This window comes from Halomonas rhizosphaerae (assembly GCF_030012485.1).
Classification (GTDB): Bacteria; Pseudomonadota; Gammaproteobacteria; order Pseudomonadales; family Halomonadaceae; genus Halomonas; species Halomonas rhizosphaerae.
Genome location: NZ_JASCQQ010000011.1, coordinates 1 through 15,109 on the forward strand (window position 1 = coordinate 1; position 15,109 = coordinate 15,109).

Sequence of the window (15,109 nt, forward strand, 5' to 3'; positions counted from 1 at the left end):
ACCCAAACAGTCTTTTGCTCTGGTCGATCAGGTAATTCATTGTGGACACTTGCCGGGTGCCGGGACTGGTCGTTTAAGGAGGTGATCCAGCCGCAGGTTCCCCTACGGCTACCTTGTTACGACTTCACCCCAGTCATGAACCACACCGTGGTGATCGCCCTCCGAAGTTAGGCTAACCACTTCTGGTGCAGTCCACTCCCATGGTGTGACGGGCGGTGTGTACAAGGCCCGGGAACGTATTCACCGTGACATTCTGATTCACGATTACTAGCGATTCCGACTTCACGGAGTCGAGTTGCAGACTCCGATCCGGACTGAGACCGGCTTTTCGGGATTAGCTCCACCTCGCGGCTTCGCAACCCTTTGTACCGGCCATTGTAGCACGTGTGTAGCCCTACCCGTAAGGGCCATGATGACTTGACGTCGTCCCCACCTTCCTCCGGTTTGTCACCGGCAGTCTCCCTAGAGTTCCCGACCGAATCGCTGGCAAATAGGGACAAGGGTTGCGCTCGTTACGGGACTTAACCCAACATTTCACAACACGAGCTGACGACAGCCATGCAGCACCTGTCTGTGCGTTCCCGAAGGCACCAATCCATCTCTGGAAAGTTCGCACGATGTCAAGGGTAGGTAAGGTTCTTCGCGTTGCATCGAATTAAACCACATGCTCCACCGCTTGTGCGGGCCCCCGTCAATTCATTTGAGTTTTAACCTTGCGGCCGTACTCCCCAGGCGGTCGACTTATCGCGTTAACTGCGCCACAAAGGTCTCTAGGACCCCAACGGCTAGTCGACATCGTTTACGGCGTGGACTACCAGGGTATCTAATCCTGTTTGCTACCCACGCTTTCGCACCTCAGTGTCAGTGTCAGTCCAGAAGGCCGCCTTCGCCACTGGTATTCCTCCCGATCTCTACGCATTTCACCGCTACACCGGGAATTCTACCTTCCTCTCCTGCACTCTAGCCTGACAGTTCCGGATGCCGTTCCCAGGTTGAGCCCGGGGCTTTCACAACCGGCTTATCAAGCCACCTACGCGCGCTTTACGCCCAGTAATTCCGATTAACGCTCGCACCCTCCGTATTACCGCGGCTGCTGGCACGGAGTTAGCCGGTGCTTCTTCTGTGAGTGATGTCCTTCCTCGGGGGTATTGGCCCCAAGGCCTTCTTCCTCACTGAAAGTGCTTTACAACCCGAAAGCCTTCTTCACACACGCGGCATGGCTGGATCAGGCTTGCGCCCATTGTCCAATATTCCCCACTGCTGCCTCCCGTAGGAGTTCGGGCCGTGTCTCAGTCCCGATGTGGCTGATCATCCTCTCAGACCAGCTACGGATCGTCGCCTTGGTGAGCCATTACCTCACCAACAAGCTAATCCGACATAGGCTCATCCGATAGCGCAAGGTCCGAAGATCCCCTGCTTTCTCCCGTAGGACGTATGCGGTATTAGCCTGGGTTTCCCCAGGTTATCCCCCACTACCGGGCAGATTCCTATGCATTACTCACCCGTCCGCCGCTCGACGCCTGGAGCAAGCTCCATCGTTTCCGCTCGACTTGCATGTGTTAGGCCTGCCGCCAGCGTTCAATCTGAGCCATGATCAAACTCTTCAGTTTAAAGTCTGATAGTTCCTAAGGTGGAACCAAACCTGGCTCAAGGTTCAAACGTCTCATTTGACGAGTCGCTTGCCTTGAATGTTGCAGTGACTGGTCACCGACATCCCGACAAGCGCCCACATGAATTACCTGATCGATTGTTAAAGAGCATCTCGCTTTGGTCGCGACCCAAAGGCCGTTGCGACGCCGCTGCAAGGAAGCGATATTTTACCGATTCGGCCGCTGCTGTCAAGCCCTGCTCGGCGACCCTGAAGCGTGCGATGAAGCAGCGACTTCCGATCATCCGAGCCGGCGACTGGCCGGTCGGTGTGGCGATGCATTCTACTGCATCTGGCTGCTCTGTCAATCTCGTTTTTCTCGAGAGGGCTTCGAAAAACCCAAACAGAAACAACCACTTGTGCCAATCATTACCGCCTGCAACGTGTGCCCGTCGCCGGCAGCGGATGCGTACTTTACGGATTATCCCGAGGGCGTGCAAGGCCCTCGGGAAGAAAAATGTCACGGCAATGAACAGCGCGTGAACGAGCGGTGACGACCAGGCCGTCCACAGCCCCTTCGCACCGACCGCCTGTGGATGAAATGCCCCACGGGCAGAGACGACAACGCCCGCGCGGGGCGGGCGTCGTGGGCAGGCTTGCCGACAGCTGTCAGGCGATGGTCACTCGAGCATAGCGTTTCTTGCCCGCCTGGATGACATAGCTTCGCCCGCACTCCAGCATGTGGTCGCGCTGGACCACGTCGCCATCCACCTTGACCCGGCCGTTGCCGAGCATGTCCTTGGCCTGGGCGCTGTTGTTGGCCAGCCCCGAGCGGTTCAGCACCGCGGCGATGGGGGCCTGGGCGCTGCCCTCGAAGTCGACCTCGACCTCGGGCAGGTCCTCGGGCAACTCCCCCTCGGCGAGCTGGTTGCCGGCAGAGCGGTGAGCGTTGGCCGCCGCCTCCTCGCCGTGATAGCGAGCGATCAGCTCCCGGGCGAGGATCATCTTGATGTCACGGGGATTGGCACCGGCCTCGGCATCACGCTTGAGCGCCTCGATCTCCTCGTTGGGCTTGAGCGAGAGCAGCTCGAAGTAGCGCCACATCAGGCTGTCGGGCATGGAGACCAGCTTGTTGAACATCGCCCCCGGCGCCTCGTCGACCCCGACATAGTTGCCCAGTGACTTGGACATCTTCTGCACGCCGTCCAGGCCCTCGAGCAGCGGCATGGTGATCACGACCTGGGGCGCCTGGCCGAAGTGCTTCTGAACCTCGCGACCCATCAGCAGGTTGAACTTCTGGTCGGTACCGCCAAGCTCCACGTCGGCCTTGAGCGCCACGGAGTCGTAGCCCTGCACCAGGGGATAGAGGAACTCGTGGATGGAGATCGGCTGCCCCGCGCTGTAGCGCTTGTCGAAGTCGTCGCGCTCGAGCATGCGCGCCACGGTGCTCTGCCCGGCCAGCTCGATCATGTCGGCCGCGCTCATGGCGGAGAACCACTCGGCATTGAAGCGCACCTCGGTCTTCTCGGGGTCGAGGATCTTGAACACCTGCTCCTTGTAGGTCTGGGCGTTGGCCTTGACCTCTTCCTCGGTGAGTGGCTTGCGCGTCACGTTCTTGCCGGTGGGGTCCCCAATGCGGCCGGTAAAGTCACCGATCAGGAAGATGACCTCGTGGCCCAGGTCCTGGAACTGACGCATCTTGGTCAGCAGGACGCTGTGCCCCAGATGCAGGTCCGGCGCGGTGGGGTCGAAGCCCGCCTTGATGCGCAACGTGCGCCCGGACTCCAGCTTCTTGACCAGCTCCTCCTCGAGCAGGATCTCGTGGGTGCCGCGCTTCAGCAGCGCCAGGGCGCCAGCAACATCGGTCATTGTCTCCTCTCCACTCAGCAGGCGGCCCGCGACCCCGCGGGCACTCGGTAGTCGAATGGTCGGGGATGTTACCATGTCCGGCCATCCACGGTTGAGCCCGCCCGGGAGTCCCCATGAGCCTCTTCATCGGCCTGATGTCAGGCACCAGCCTCGACGGCATCGACGCCGCCCTCGTCGAGATCCGGGAGGGTGGCGCGCCCCGCCTGGTCGCCACCCATGAGACGCCGATGCCCGAGACACTGCGCGACCAGCTGTGGCGGCTGTGCCATGCCGATCGGCTGGCCTTTGCCGAACTGGCGGCCGCCGAGGACGCCTTCTGCCGCCTGCAGGCCGCGGCCGTCGAGGCACTGATCGCCTTGAGTGGAGTGGAGAGAGAGGCCATCTCGGCCATCGGCAGCCATGGCCAGACCATCGAGCACGCCCCAAGGGGCCATGACGGCGGCCCGGCCTATACGCTGCAGCTCGACAACCCGAGCCTGCTGGCCGAGCTCACCGGTCGCCCGGTGGTGGCCGACTTCCGACGTCGCGACCTGGCCGCCGGCGGCCAGGCCGCGCCCCTGGCCCCGGCCTTCCATGAGGCGCTGTTCCGGGCACCCGGCGAATGGCGCCTGGTGCTCAACCTCGGCGGCTTCGCCAACCTGACCCTGCTGCCGCCCGCCGAGGACGAACGCGCGCCGCTGGGCTTCGACACCGGCCCGGCCAATGCCCTGCTGGATGCCTGGCATGCCCGGCACCGCGGGGGACGCTTCGATGCCGGCGGCGCCTGGGGGGCCTCGGGACGGGTCGACGAGGCGCTGCTGGAGCGCCTGCTGGCGGAGCCTTTTTTCCACCTGCCACCGCCACGCAGCACGGGCCGGGAGCTCTTCCACCTGGACTGGCTGCAGGGACACCTGCAGGGTGGAGAGGCACCGCAGGACGTCCAGGCCACCCTGGCCGAGCTGACCGCGGCCAGCGTGGCCCTGGGCGTGGAGATGGGCCGGGAGCGTCTCGACGCCCCGCCGGCCGCGGTGCTGGTGCCTTGCGGCGGCGGCGCCCGCAACCCTGACCTGCTCTCCCGCCTGGCCCGCCGGCTGCCCGAGACGCCGCTGCTTCCCGGGGAGGACTGGGGCTGGCCCGCCGAGTGGCTCGAGGCCGGCGCCTTCGCCTGGCTGGCGTGGCGGCGGCTCGCCGGGCTGCCCGGCAACCTGCCCTCGGTAACCGGCGCCACCGGTCCCCGGGTACTGGGCGGGGTCTACGCCTCCTGATCCGCCGGGCGCCCTAAAAGTCGTCCTCGCCGCGCAGCGACAGGTGGCTGGCCGCCTCCCTGGCCCCGGCCACGCCCTCACTGCTCTCGTCGCCGTACTTGATCATCATGCGCAGGTCATTGGCCGAATCGGCGTGCACCAGCGCCACCTCCTCGGTGATCTTGCCGGCCTTGAAGAGATCGAAGAGCGCCTGGTCGAAGGTCTGCATGCCGAGGTCCCGCGAGCGGGCCATGACGTTCTTGATCTCGGAGACCTCCCCCTTGCGCACCAGGTCACCGATCAGCGGCGACTTGAGCATGATCTCGATGGCCGGGCAGCGCCCGCCGTCCACCGTGGGCAGCAGCTGCTGGGCGACAATGGCGCGAAGGTTGAGCGAGAGGTCGAGCCACACCTGGGAGTGTCGCTCGATGGGAAAGAAGTTGATGATCCGGTCCAGGGCCTGGTTGGCGTTGTTGGCGTGCAGGGTGGCCAGGCAGAGGTGGCCGGTCTCGGCGAAGGTCAGGGCATGCTCCATGGTCTCCCGGGTACGCACCTCGCCGATCAGGATCACGTCCGGTGCCTGGCGCAGGGTGTTCTTCAGCGCCACCTCGAAGGATTCGGTGTCGATGCCGACCTCGCGCTGGTTGATGATCGCCTTGCGGTGCGGATGCACGTACTCGATGGGATCCTCGACGCTGATGATGTGCCCGCCGAGGGTCTCGTTGCGCTGCTGGATCATCGACGCCAGGGTGGTCGACTTGCCGGTTCCCGTCCCCCCGACCACGAACACCAGGCCGCGCTTGTTGTTGGCCAGCTCGCCGAGCGTGGAGGGTAGCGACAGCTCCTCCAGGTGGGGAATCTCGAAACCGATGCGCCGGATCACCATGGCCATCTGGTTGCGCTGCTGGAAGGCACTGACGCGAAAGCGCCCCTTGTCCTTGAGGCTCAGCGCGAAGTTGGCCTCGTGCTCGACGCGGAAGCGTTCCAGCACCGCATCGGGGATCGAGGCACCGACCAGTTCGGTGACCTGCGCCACGCTGAGCCCCTGGTCGCCCAGGGGGGTAAGCTGGCCGGCCATCTTCAGGGTCGGCGGCGCGTTCACCGAGATCAGCAGATCCGACGCCTCCTTCTGCACCATGATGTCCAGCAGCTGGTAGAGCCACTCTTTTGCCGTCATGTCCCTGCTCCTTGTTATCGTTGTCGCGTCCTCAGCTCGCCAGCACGCCCTTGGCCTTCGCCTGGGCCTCCTCGCGCGCCACCATGTTGTCCGCCACCAGGCGCGCCAGCGAGGCGTCCAGGGTCTGCATGCCCAGGTTGCCGCCGGTCTGGATCGCCGAGTAGATCTGCGCCACCTTGTCCTCGCGGATCAGGTTACGCACCGCCGCGGTGGCCACGAGGATCTCGTGGGCCGCCACCCGGCCGCCGCCCTGGCGCTTGAGCAGGGCCTGGGAGATCACCGCCTGCAATGACTCGGAGAGCATCGAGCGCACCATGGACTTCTCCTCGCCGGGAAAGACGTCGATGATCCGGTCGATGGTCTTGGCCGCGGAGGTGGTATGCAGGGTACCGAACACCAGGTGGCCGGTCTCGGCCGCGGTGAGGGCCAGCCGGATCGTCTCCAGGTCACGCAGCTCGCCGACCAGGATGATGTCCGGGTCCTCGCGCAGGGCACTGCGCAGTGCCGGGGCGAAGCCATGGGTATCGCGGTGCACCTCGCGCTGGTTGACCAGGCAGCGCTTGCTGCGGTGCACGAACTCCACCGGGTCCTCGATGGTGAGGATGTGCTCGAAGCGATTGTCGTTGATGTAGTCGATCATCGCCGCCAGCGTGGTGCTCTTGCCCGAGCCGGTGGGGCCGGTGACCAGCACCAGGCCGCGGGGCAGCATGGAGAGCTGACGGAAGACCGGGCCCATGCCCAGGTCCTCCAGGGTCAGCACCTCGGTGGGGATGGTACGGAACACCGCCCCGGCGCCGCGGGCCTGGTTGAAGACGTTGACACGGAAGCGCGAGACGCCCGGCACCTCGAAGGAAAAGTCGGTCTCGAAGAACTCCTCGTAGTCGCGGCGCTGACGGTCCGCCATGATGTCGTAGATCAGCTTGCGGACCTCGCGGTCCTCCATGGCCGGCACGTTGAGCCGGCGGATGTCGCCATCGACGCGGATCATCGGCGGCAGGCCCGCCGAGAGGTGGAGGTCCGAGGCGTTCTGTTTTGCCGAGAATGCCAGCAGTTCGGTAATATCCATGCGTTTCCCCTGCTCCCGGGATAAGGTTCCCTTCAGTATGACCAGTATGACAGACACTCAGACATGACGGACCTGGTACTTTCCGAGTCCCTGGCCGCCGCCCGCACCCGGCTTGCCGACGCGCTGGATGCCGCCGGCCGACCCGCCGATGCCGCCCGGCTGCTGGCCGTCAGCAAGACCAAGCCCGCCGCCATGATCCGCGAGGCCTGGCACCTGGGCCAGCGCGAGTTCGGCGAGAACTATGTCCAGGAAGCCCTGGACAAGCAGGCCGAGCTGGCGGACCTGGACCCCATCGTCTGGCATTTCATCGGTCCGCTGCAATCCAACAAGACCCGCGACGTGGCCGAGCACTTTGCCTGGGTGCATAGCGTAGACCGTGAGAAGATCGCCCGGCGTCTGAATGATCAACGCCCCGAGGCGCTCGGCCCGCTGGACGTCTGCCTGCAGGTCAACATCAGCGACGAGGCGAGCAAGTCCGGCGTCTCGCTCGAGGCACTGCCGGCCCTGGCCGAGGCAGTCCAGGCGATGCCGCACCTGCGCCTGCGCGGGCTGATGGCGATTCCCGCGCCGGCCGAGGGGCTGAATGCCCAGCGAGCGCCCTTCGCCCGCCTGCGTGAGGCCCTCGAGGACCTGCACGAGCGCCTTCCCGAGGCGCCCCTGGACACCCTCTCGATGGGCATGTCCGCCGACCTGGAAGCCGCCGTTCTCGAGGGGGCCACCCTGGTCCGCCTGGGCACCGCGATCTTCGGGGAGCGAACCGCACGAGATTGACAACCACCAGACGCCGGAGAACCACGCCGGCCACATTCGTCGACCGACACAGGACAGATCCCATGGCCAGCAGAGTCACCTTCATCGGCGCCGGCAACATGGCCGGCGCCATCATCGGCGGGATGATCGAGAGCGGCTTCTCGCCCGACGACATCACGGCCACCTCCCCCAGCGACGATATCCTCGCCCCGCTGCGCCAACGGCTGGGCATCCAGACCGCGACCGACAATGCCGCGGCGGTCGCCGAGTCCGACGTGGTGGTGCTGGCGGTAAAGCCGCAGATCATGCGCGAGGTCTGCGAGAAGATGCGCGACGCCGTCCAGACGCGCCGGCCGCTGATCGTCTCGGTGGCGGCGGGCCTGCCCGCCGAGACCCTGGAACACTGGCTGGGCGGCGACCTGCCGGTGGTGCGCTGCATGCCCAACACCCCCGCGCTGGTCGGTGCCGGGGCCGCCGGGCTCTTCGCCAATGCCCACGTCGACGATGCCCAGCGCCGGCTCGCCACCGAGCTGATGGAGGCCGTGGGTCTGGTGGAGTGGGTCGACGACGAGGCCCTGCTCGATGCGGTCACCGCCGTCTCGGGCAGCGCCCCAGCCTATTTCTTCCTGATGTTCGAGGCCATGGAGGAAGCCGGCATGACGCTGGGCCTGCCCGCCGACACCGCCCGGCGGCTGGCCATGCAGACCGCCCTGGGCGCGGCGAAGATGGCGCTCGCGAGCGACAAGCCCCCCGCCGAACTCAAGCGCAACGTGATGTCGCCCGGCGGCACCACCGAGCGGGCCATCGAGCACCTCGAGGAGGCCGGCCTGCGCCGTATCATGGCCGAGGCGATGACCGCCTGCGCCGACCGCGCCCGCGAGATGGCCGACGAGCTCGGCAAGCGCTGACCCGGCAGCCCGGCAGGCACGCGGGCTGACACGACGACGTTTCAAGGACATGGAGGAGCCCCGATGGGCAGTCAACTGGGAAGCGCCGGCCTGCTGCTGGTGAACACCCTGATCAACATCTACATCTTCCTGCTGATGCTGCGCTTCCTGCTGCAGGCATCTCGGGCCGACTACTACAACCCCATCAGCCAGTCGGTGGTGAAGGTCACCCAGCCGGCGGTACGCCCCTTCCAGGGCTTCCTGGGGCCGGTGATGGGGCGTTTCGACCTGGCCACCCTGGCCACGGCCTTCGTCATCAAGGCGGTCGCCATCATCGTGATCCTGCAGATCGCCGGCTTCGGCATGGCACCCATCGCCGGCGTGGCGATCGGCTCCGTGGCCGCCATCGCCAACGCCATCCTCAAGATCTACTTCTTCGCCCTGATCGTGATGATCATCCTCAGCTGGGTGGCCCCCCAGGCCAGTCACCCTGGCGCCCTGCTGGTGATGCAGCTGGTGGAGCCGATCATGGCGCCGGTGCGCAAGGTGATCCCGCCGCTGGGCATGATCGACCTCTCGCCCATCGTGGTGTTCATCGCCATCAGCCTGATCGATGGTATCGTGGTGGGCTCGCTGACCCGTGCCGCCGGCATCGCCGGTGCCCTGGTCGGCCTGTGAGGCCGGCCGACACCCACGACTGGACACGACACGACTGATGCCCGAGTTCCCCCGCGATTCGGTCGGCCTGGTGACGCCCGAGACGGCGCACTTCGACGACCCCCTGGCCCTGGCCTGCGGCAGGACGCTGCCGGCCTATGACCTGGTGTACGAGACCTACGGCACCCTCAATGCCGAGCGCTCCAATGCCATCCTGATCTGCCATGCCCTCTCCGGCCACCACCATGCGGCCGGCTACCACGCGACGGACGAGCGCAAGCCGGGCTGGTGGGATGCGCATATCGGCCCCGGCAAGTCGATCGACACCGAGCGCTTCTTCGTGGTCTCGCTGAACAACCTCGGCGGCTGCCACGGCAGCACCGGCCCCACCAGCGAGAATCCGGCGACAGGGCAACAGTGGGGGCCCGACTTCCCGATCATGACCGTGGAAGACTGGGTAAACAGTCAGACGCGGCTGGCCGACCGGCTGGGCATCGAGCGCTTCGCCGCGGTGATCGGCGGCAGCCTGGGAGGCATGCAGGTACTGCAGTGGACCCTCGCCTACCCCGAGCGCATCGCCAATGCGGTGGTCATCGCGGCGACGCCGAAGCTGTCGGCACAGAACATCGCCTTCAACGAGGTGGCCCGCCAGGCGATCCGCTCCGACCGTGACTTCTTTGAGGGCTGGTACGCCAACCATGAGACGGCGCCGCGACGCGGCCTCAAGCTCGCCCGCATGGTGGGCCACATCACCTACCTCTCCGAAGATGCCATGGGCAGCAAGTTCGGCCGCGACCTGCGAAGCAACGACCTGAACTTCGGCTACGACGTGGAGTTCCAGGTGGAGTCCTACCTGCGCTACCAGGGCGACACCTTCTCCACCTCCTTCGATGCCAACACCTACCTGCTGATGACCAAGGCGCTGGACTACTTCGACCCGGCCGCGGCCCACGGCGGCGACCTGGCCCGGGCCCTGGCACCCGCCGCCTGTCCCTTCCTGGTGGTCAGCTTCACCACCGACTGGCGCTTCCCGCCATCACGCTCCAAGGAGCTGGTCAACGCCCTGATCCGCGCCGACAAGTCCGTCAGCTACGCCAACATCGATTCGCCGCACGGCCACGACGCCTTCCTGATGCCCGAGCCGCGTTACCAGGCGGTGTTCGCCGCGTTCATGAACCGCGTCGCCCGCGACCAGGGCCTGGAGGACCGCCCATGATGCGCGCCGATCTCAAGCTGATTCACGACTGGGTCCCGCGGGGTGCGAGGGTGCTCGACCTGGGCTGCGGCGAGGGCACGCTGCTGGCGGCGCTGGCCCGCGACAAGCAGGTCACGGGCTATGGCCTGGAGATCGACCCCGACGGCATCACCGCCTGCCTGGCCAAGGGCGTCAACGTCATCGAGCAGAACCTCGACGAGGGGCTCGCCAACTTCGAGGATGACGCCTGCGACCTGGTCGTGATGACCCAGGCGCTTCAGGCCCTGCGCCGCCCGGACCTGATGCTCGACGAGATGCTGCGCGTCGCCGGGGAGTGCATCATCACCTTTCCCAACTTCGCCTACTGGCGCCACCGCGCCTACCTGGGCTTCAAGGGCTACATGCCGGTGTCCCGGTCGCTGCCCCATGCCTGGTACGACACCCCCAACATCCACCTCTCGACCTTCAACGACTTTGAACGCCTGTGCCGCGACAAGGGTCTGAGCATTGTTGACCGGGCGGTGGGCATCGGCGACCACGAGGGCCACTGGACCTCGCGGTGGTGGCCCAACCTGTTCGGCGAGATCGCCATCTTCCGGGTCGCCCGCCGCAGGGCGTGACGCCGGGTGGCGCAGGCAAGATACCGGAGGAGGGAGAACCGACGATGATCCGAAACAGCCTGGCGGCCCTGGCCATGGGCCTGGCGCTGCTGCTGGCCCTGCCGGCCCTGGCCCAGCAGTACGAACAGGTGGGGGACTACCAGATCCACTACAGCGCCGTGAACACCAGCTTCCTCCCCGAAGAGGTAGCGCGAGAGCATGGCATCCAGCGCAGCCAGGTGATGGCCCTGCTCAACGTCAGCGTGATGGAAGAGCTCGAGGATGGCTCGACCCGTCCGGTCATGGCCTCGGTCGACGGTCGCATCGGTGGGCTCGAGGGGAGCGACGCCACGCCGCTGGCGTTTCGCAGCCTGCGCATCGGCGACACGCCGTCCCAGGTGGCGGTCTTCCGCATCCACGCGGACGAGCCGATGCGCTTCGACCTGCGCGTGCGCTACGACCGCAATGCCGCGCCCGCCGAGGTCAGCTTCATCCAGCGCTTCTATATCGACCGCTGAACCCGACTGCCTCGCGGCTCAATCGACGACCATGGCCGGGTCGAGCTCGCGAGAGAGTGAGACCGGCAGCCGGCGCCCCAGGCGGATCGCCACCGGCACGCCTGCCTCACGGATCACCTCGCAGCGCCGCGCCATCACCTCCACGCCAAGGCCCGCCACCTCGCGCAGGCTCGCGGCATAGGCCGGGTCCAGGTGGGACGCGGGGGCCACGTCCTCGATGCTCTCGTGGGCCACGCAGAAGAGCAGCACGGCGCGGTGACCCTGTGCCGCGAGGGCGGCCAGCGCCTCCAGGTGCTTTCGGCCCCGCACGCTCACCGCGTCGGGGAAGTAGCCATGGCCATCGGCCTCCCTGAGGGTCACCTGCTTGACCTCGACGAAGGTGCTGCCGCGCTCGGGGTCGTCGAGGCGAAAATCGAGTCTCGACCCCGCCACCGTGGCCTCGCGCCGGATCGCCGCATGGCCGGCCAGCTCCTCTATCCGTCCCGAACGCAACGCCTCCTCGACGACGCGGTTGGCCCGCCCGGTATGCACCGAGGCCGCCGCCGAGGTGCCGTCGGGCTGCGGCAGCTCGATCAGCTCCCAGGTCCAGGCCAGCTTGCGGGCCGGTTTGTCGCTGGGCGATAGCCAGACCCGGCACCCCGGCACGTTCACCGCCCGCATCGAGCCGGTATTGGGGCAGTGGGCCACCACCTCGCGGCCGTCATCGAGTCGCACGTCGGCCAGGAAGCGCTTGTAGCGACGCAGCAGGGTCCCGGGGACCAGGGCCGGATACTCCATCAGCGACGCGCCAGGAAGCGCTCGAGGCGGCACACGGCCTCCTCCAGTCGCGCCTCGCCGGTGGTGAAGGCGATCCGCACATGGTGCTCACCGCCGCGCAGGGCGAAGTCGGTGCCCGGGGTAATGGCGACGTTCTCCTCCTCGAGCAGCGCCCGGCAGAAGGCCTCGCTGTCGTCGCTGTAGCGCGAGATGTCGAGCCACAGGTAGAAGGCCCCCTGGGGCGGCAGCGACGGCGCCAGCCCCAGGCGGGCGAGCCCCGCCAGCAGGGCATCGCGGCGACGCCCGAGTTCGCTGCGCCGGGCCTCGAGAATGCCGCGGCACTCGGGGGTGAAGGCGGCCAGTGCCGCATGCTGGGCCGGGGTGGAGGCGGCCAGGAAGACGTTCTGGGCCAGCCGGGCGAGCGGCTCCACCGCCGCCTCGGGCGCCAGCAGCCAGCCCAGGCGCCAGCCGGTCATGCCGAAGTACTTGGAGAAGCTGTTGACCACGAAGGCGTCCGCGGTGATCGCGGCCACCGAGAGCGGTTCGAGATCAAAGCAGAGCCCCTGGTAGATCTCGTCCACCAGCAGGTGGCCGCCACGCGCCGCCACGGTCTCGGCCACGGCCGCGAGCTGTCCGGCAGCGAGCATATGGCCGGTGGGATTCGAGGGCGTGGCAAGCATCGCCAGGCGGGTATCGTCGCGCCAGTGGGTCTCGACGAGCCCGGCATCCAGCTGCCAGCCGCTGGCCGACCCCACCGGCACGGCGTCCACCTCGGCGCCCGCCAGGGCCATGAAGTGGCGATTGCAGGGGTAGTTGGGATCGGCCATCAGCACCCGGTCACCCGGGCCGGCCAGCAGCTGGCTGGCCAGCAGCAGCGCGCCGGAGGCGCCCGGCGTGACCAGGATGCGCCTCGGGTCGACGGCGGCGCCGAAGTGCTCGGCATAGTGGCCGGCGATCGCCTCGCGCAGTGCCGGCAGCCCCGCCGCCGGCGTGTAGCGGGTATGGCCCGCCGACAGCGCGGCACGGCCGGCCTCGACCACCGGCGCGGGGGTCGGGAAATCAGGCTCGCCGACCTCCAGGTGGATGACATCGTGCCCGGCGGCTTCGCGGGCCTGGGCCGTCTCCAGCAGGCTCATCACGCGGAAGGGGGCGATGCGCTCGACGCGCGGATTCCAGGACATGCACGGCTCCTCTCGACACGTCACGGCACGACGGGCATCTTTACCGCGGCCGGGGGTCAAAACCGGCATCTTACGACTTTTGGCGTGCCGGCGCAGTCCCGGCGGCGGAAGAGGTTGCACGGGCGCTCTTTTTACGCTAAACAAGCACCCCTTTGGCGTGAGATACCATGCATCACGGCGGGTATTGATCAGTAGTCACTCAAGTAACGAGGCAGTCCCATGCCAGTAGCAGAAAAGAAGATGGATGCTCCCAAGAAATTCACCCCGTACGAGCCGGCGCCGGGTGAAGAGTACATGAACGACAAGCAGCTGGAGCACTTCCGACAGATCCTGCTGGGCTGGAAACAGGAGCTCATGGAAGAGGTCGACCGCACCGTCCGCCATCTGCAGGAGGAGGCGAACAACTACGCCGACCCCGCCGATCGCGCGACCCAGGAAGAGGGCTTCAATCTGGAGCTGCGTACCCGCGACCGCGAGCGCAAGCTGCTCAAGAAGATCAACGAGACCCTCGAGAAGATCGACGAGGACGACTACGGCTTCTGCGAGGCCTGCGGCGTCGAGATCGGTATCCGCCGGCTCGAGGCGCGGCCCACCGCCACCCTGTGCGTGGACTGCAAGACCCTGGCCGAGCTCAAGGAAAAGCAGCTGGGCGGCTGAGCCAGCCATGCCGGTCTCCGCGATCCCACCCCACGACGGGCACCCCAGGGTGCCCGTTTGCATGTCGGCCCGGCGCGACAGGGGGCACCTGTGAGCGCCTACCGTGGCCGCTTCGCGCCGACTCCCTCGGGGCCCCTGCACTTCGGCTCCCTGGTGGCGGCCCTGGCCAGCTTCCTGGATGCCCGCCGGGCGGGCGGCGAGTGGCGGCTGCGCATCGAGGACATCGACCCACCGCGCTGCCCCGCGGGGGCCGCCGACACCATCCTGCGCCAGCTCGAGGCCTTCGGCCTGCACTGGGATGGCCCGGTCAGCTGGCAGCATGACCGCAGCGACGCCTATGCCGCCGCGCTGGAGCGGCTCAAGGGCCTGGGGCTCGCCTACCCCTGCACCTGCTCGCGCCGGCAGTGGCGCGACCATTCCATCTACCCCGGCTGGTGCCGAGACGGGGTGCGCGAACCCGGCAAGCCGGTGGCCTGGCGACTGCGCAGCGACCTGGGCCTGCGCCCGGTGGTCTGGCAGGACCGGCTGTTCGGCGAGCAGCGCTTCGACCCGGCCGAGCTCGGCGACGTGGTGCTCCAGCGCAAGGACGGCCTCTGGGCCTACCAGCTCGCCGTGGTGGTCGACGACGCCGACCAGGGCATCAGCGACGTGGTGCGCGGCTTCGACCTGCTCGACAATACCCCCTGGCAGCGCCAGCTGCAGCACGCCCTGGGCGTCCCCGAACCGCGCTACCTGCACCTGCCGCTGATCATCGGCGAGGACGGCCAGAAGCTCTCCAAGCAGAACCTGGCGCCGGCCCTCCCGAAGCAGGACGATGCCGTGCGCCCGCTGCTGCACGCGGCACTGGCGGCACTGGACCAGGCCCCGCCACGGGAGCTTGCCACGGCGCCGGTGGCGGAGCAGCTGCGCTGGGCCGTCGCTCACTGGGAGGTCGCCCGGCTGCGCGCCGAGGCCCACCGACAGGCCGGCACCGTCACACCCTGAGA

General features: G+C 67.1%; 14 protein-coding genes and 1 rRNA gene. 9 read left to right on the top strand and 6 right to left on the bottom strand.

The features are described from left to right. Window positions 1–74 precede the first annotated feature (74 nt). Window positions 75–1,610 (bottom strand): 16S ribosomal RNA (locus tag QLQ86_RS05425). Between the two features lie 647 nt (window positions 1,611–2,257). Continuing rightward, a complete protein-coding gene (gene tyrS / locus QLQ86_RS05430) occupies window positions 2,258–3,457 on the bottom strand; it encodes a tyrosine--tRNA ligase (protein ID WP_282736803.1) in 1,200 nt (399 codons plus the stop codon). Window positions 3,458–3,570: 113 nt separating this feature from the next. Here tyrS and QLQ86_RS05435 point away from each other — a divergent pair, with 113 nt between their 5' ends. After that, entirely contained in the window at window positions 3,571–4,701 is a 1,131-nt protein-coding gene (locus QLQ86_RS05435; RefSeq protein ID WP_282816164.1) for an anhydro-N-acetylmuramic acid kinase, read from the top strand. 13 nt (window positions 4,702–4,714) lie between these two features. Here QLQ86_RS05435 and QLQ86_RS05440 read toward each other — a convergent pair whose 3' ends face one another. Together QLQ86_RS05440 and QLQ86_RS05445 are read right to left on the bottom strand one after the other, a co-directional pair. Continuing rightward, the gene (locus QLQ86_RS05440) at window positions 4,715–5,857 is read right to left on the bottom strand and encodes a PilT/PilU family type 4a pilus ATPase (protein ID WP_282816165.1); all 1,143 of its coding nucleotides are present in this window, start codon (window positions 5,855–5,857) and stop codon (window positions 4,715–4,717) included. Window positions 5,858–5,888: 31 nt separating this feature from the next. Then, entirely contained in the window at window positions 5,889–6,923 is a 1,035-nt protein-coding gene (locus tag QLQ86_RS05445) for a type IV pilus twitching motility protein PilT (protein WP_106232253.1), read from the bottom strand. Window positions 6,924–6,986: 63 nt separating this feature from the next. On the opposite strand from QLQ86_RS05445, the gene QLQ86_RS05450 reads away from it, so the two are divergent. The 6 genes from QLQ86_RS05450 (at window position 6,987) to QLQ86_RS05475 (ending at window position 11,529) form a co-directional block, all read left to right on the top strand. Beyond that, window positions 6,987–7,694 (top strand): YggS family pyridoxal phosphate-dependent enzyme, encoded by a 708-nt coding sequence (locus QLQ86_RS05450; RefSeq protein ID WP_282736806.1) that lies wholly within the window; start codon window positions 6,987–6,989, stop codon window positions 7,692–7,694. 62 nt (window positions 7,695–7,756) lie between these two features. After that, window positions 7,757–8,581, top strand: coding sequence for a pyrroline-5-carboxylate reductase (gene proC, locus QLQ86_RS05455; protein ID WP_282816166.1), 825 nt, complete (start codon window positions 7,757–7,759; stop codon window positions 8,579–8,581). Window positions 8,582–8,644: 63 nt separating this feature from the next. Further along, the gene (locus tag QLQ86_RS05460; RefSeq protein WP_133637676.1) at window positions 8,645–9,238 is read left to right on the top strand and encodes a YggT family protein; all 594 of its coding nucleotides are present in this window, start codon (window positions 8,645–8,647) and stop codon (window positions 9,236–9,238) included. Window positions 9,239–9,275: 37 nt separating this feature from the next. Then, a complete protein-coding gene (metX, locus tag QLQ86_RS05465) occupies window positions 9,276–10,433 on the top strand; it encodes a homoserine O-succinyltransferase MetX (RefSeq protein WP_282816167.1) in 1,158 nt (385 codons plus the stop codon). Beyond that, window positions 10,433–11,032, top strand: coding sequence for a methionine biosynthesis protein MetW (metW, locus tag QLQ86_RS05470; protein WP_133637685.1), 600 nt, complete (start codon window positions 10,433–10,435; stop codon window positions 11,030–11,032). Before metX ends, metW begins: the two co-directional genes overlap by 1 nt. A 44-nt stretch (window positions 11,033–11,076) precedes the next feature. Continuing rightward, window positions 11,077–11,529, top strand: a complete 453-nt coding sequence (locus QLQ86_RS05475; RefSeq protein WP_282736809.1) for a DUF4426 domain-containing protein — start codon at window positions 11,077–11,079, stop codon at window positions 11,527–11,529. Window positions 11,530–11,547: 18 nt separating this feature from the next. Here the strand turns inward: QLQ86_RS05475 and sfsA are convergent, their stop codons facing one another. Both sfsA and QLQ86_RS05485 read right to left on the bottom strand, forming a co-directional pair. Continuing rightward, window positions 11,548–12,306, bottom strand: coding sequence for a DNA/RNA nuclease SfsA (sfsA, locus tag QLQ86_RS05480; RefSeq protein WP_282816194.1), 759 nt, complete (start codon window positions 12,304–12,306; stop codon window positions 11,548–11,550). Then, a complete protein-coding gene (locus QLQ86_RS05485; RefSeq protein WP_282816168.1) occupies window positions 12,306–13,466 on the bottom strand; it encodes an aminotransferase class I/II-fold pyridoxal phosphate-dependent enzyme in 1,161 nt (386 codons plus the stop codon). Before QLQ86_RS05485 ends, sfsA begins: the two co-directional genes overlap by 1 nt. Before the next feature lie 219 nt (window positions 13,467–13,685). Here QLQ86_RS05485 and dksA point away from each other — a divergent pair, with 219 nt between their 5' ends. After that, complete coding sequence (dksA, locus tag QLQ86_RS05490) at window positions 13,686–14,123, top strand: RNA polymerase-binding protein DksA (protein WP_106232261.1); 438 nt, start codon at window positions 13,686–13,688, stop codon at window positions 14,121–14,123. Between the two features lie 90 nt (window positions 14,124–14,213). Next, entirely contained in the window at window positions 14,214–15,107 is an 894-nt protein-coding gene (gluQRS, locus tag QLQ86_RS05495) for a tRNA glutamyl-Q(34) synthetase GluQRS (RefSeq protein ID WP_282816169.1), read from the top strand. Window positions 15,108–15,109 lie beyond the last annotated feature (2 nt).

What these genes read in the sequence shown, in the direction of transcription:
- tyrS (WP_282736803.1), bottom strand. Translation starts at nt 3,457, where the DNA reads ATGACCGATGTTGCTGGCGCCCTGGCGCTGCTGAAGCGCGGCACCCAC.
- QLQ86_RS05485 (WP_282816168.1), bottom strand. Translation starts at nt 13,466, where the DNA reads ATGTCCTGGAATCCGCGCGTCGAGCGCATCGCCCCCTTCCGCGTGATG.
- metX (WP_282816167.1), top strand. Translation starts at nt 9,276, where the DNA reads ATGCCCGAGTTCCCCCGCGATTCGGTCGGCCTGGTGACGCCCGAGACG.
- QLQ86_RS05445 (WP_106232253.1), bottom strand. Translation starts at nt 6,923, where the DNA reads ATGGATATTACCGAACTGCTGGCATTCTCGGCAAAACAGAACGCCTCG.
- QLQ86_RS05460 (WP_133637676.1), top strand. Translation starts at nt 8,645, where the DNA reads ATGGGCAGTCAACTGGGAAGCGCCGGCCTGCTGCTGGTGAACACCCTG.
- QLQ86_RS05435 (WP_282816164.1), top strand. Translation starts at nt 3,571, where the DNA reads ATGAGCCTCTTCATCGGCCTGATGTCAGGCACCAGCCTCGACGGCATC.
- QLQ86_RS05475 (WP_282736809.1), top strand. Translation starts at nt 11,077, where the DNA reads ATGATCCGAAACAGCCTGGCGGCCCTGGCCATGGGCCTGGCGCTGCTG.
- metW (WP_133637685.1), top strand. Translation starts at nt 10,433, where the DNA reads ATGCGCGCCGATCTCAAGCTGATTCACGACTGGGTCCCGCGGGGTGCG.
- QLQ86_RS05440 (WP_282816165.1), bottom strand. Translation starts at nt 5,857, where the DNA reads ATGACGGCAAAAGAGTGGCTCTACCAGCTGCTGGACATCATGGTGCAG.
- dksA (WP_106232261.1), top strand. Translation starts at nt 13,686, where the DNA reads ATGCCAGTAGCAGAAAAGAAGATGGATGCTCCCAAGAAATTCACCCCG.
- QLQ86_RS05450 (WP_282736806.1), top strand. Translation starts at nt 6,987, where the DNA reads ATGACGGACCTGGTACTTTCCGAGTCCCTGGCCGCCGCCCGCACCCGG.
- sfsA (WP_282816194.1), bottom strand. Translation starts at nt 12,306, where the DNA reads ATGGAGTATCCGGCCCTGGTCCCCGGGACCCTGCTGCGTCGCTACAAG.
- proC (WP_282816166.1), top strand. Translation starts at nt 7,757, where the DNA reads ATGGCCAGCAGAGTCACCTTCATCGGCGCCGGCAACATGGCCGGCGCC.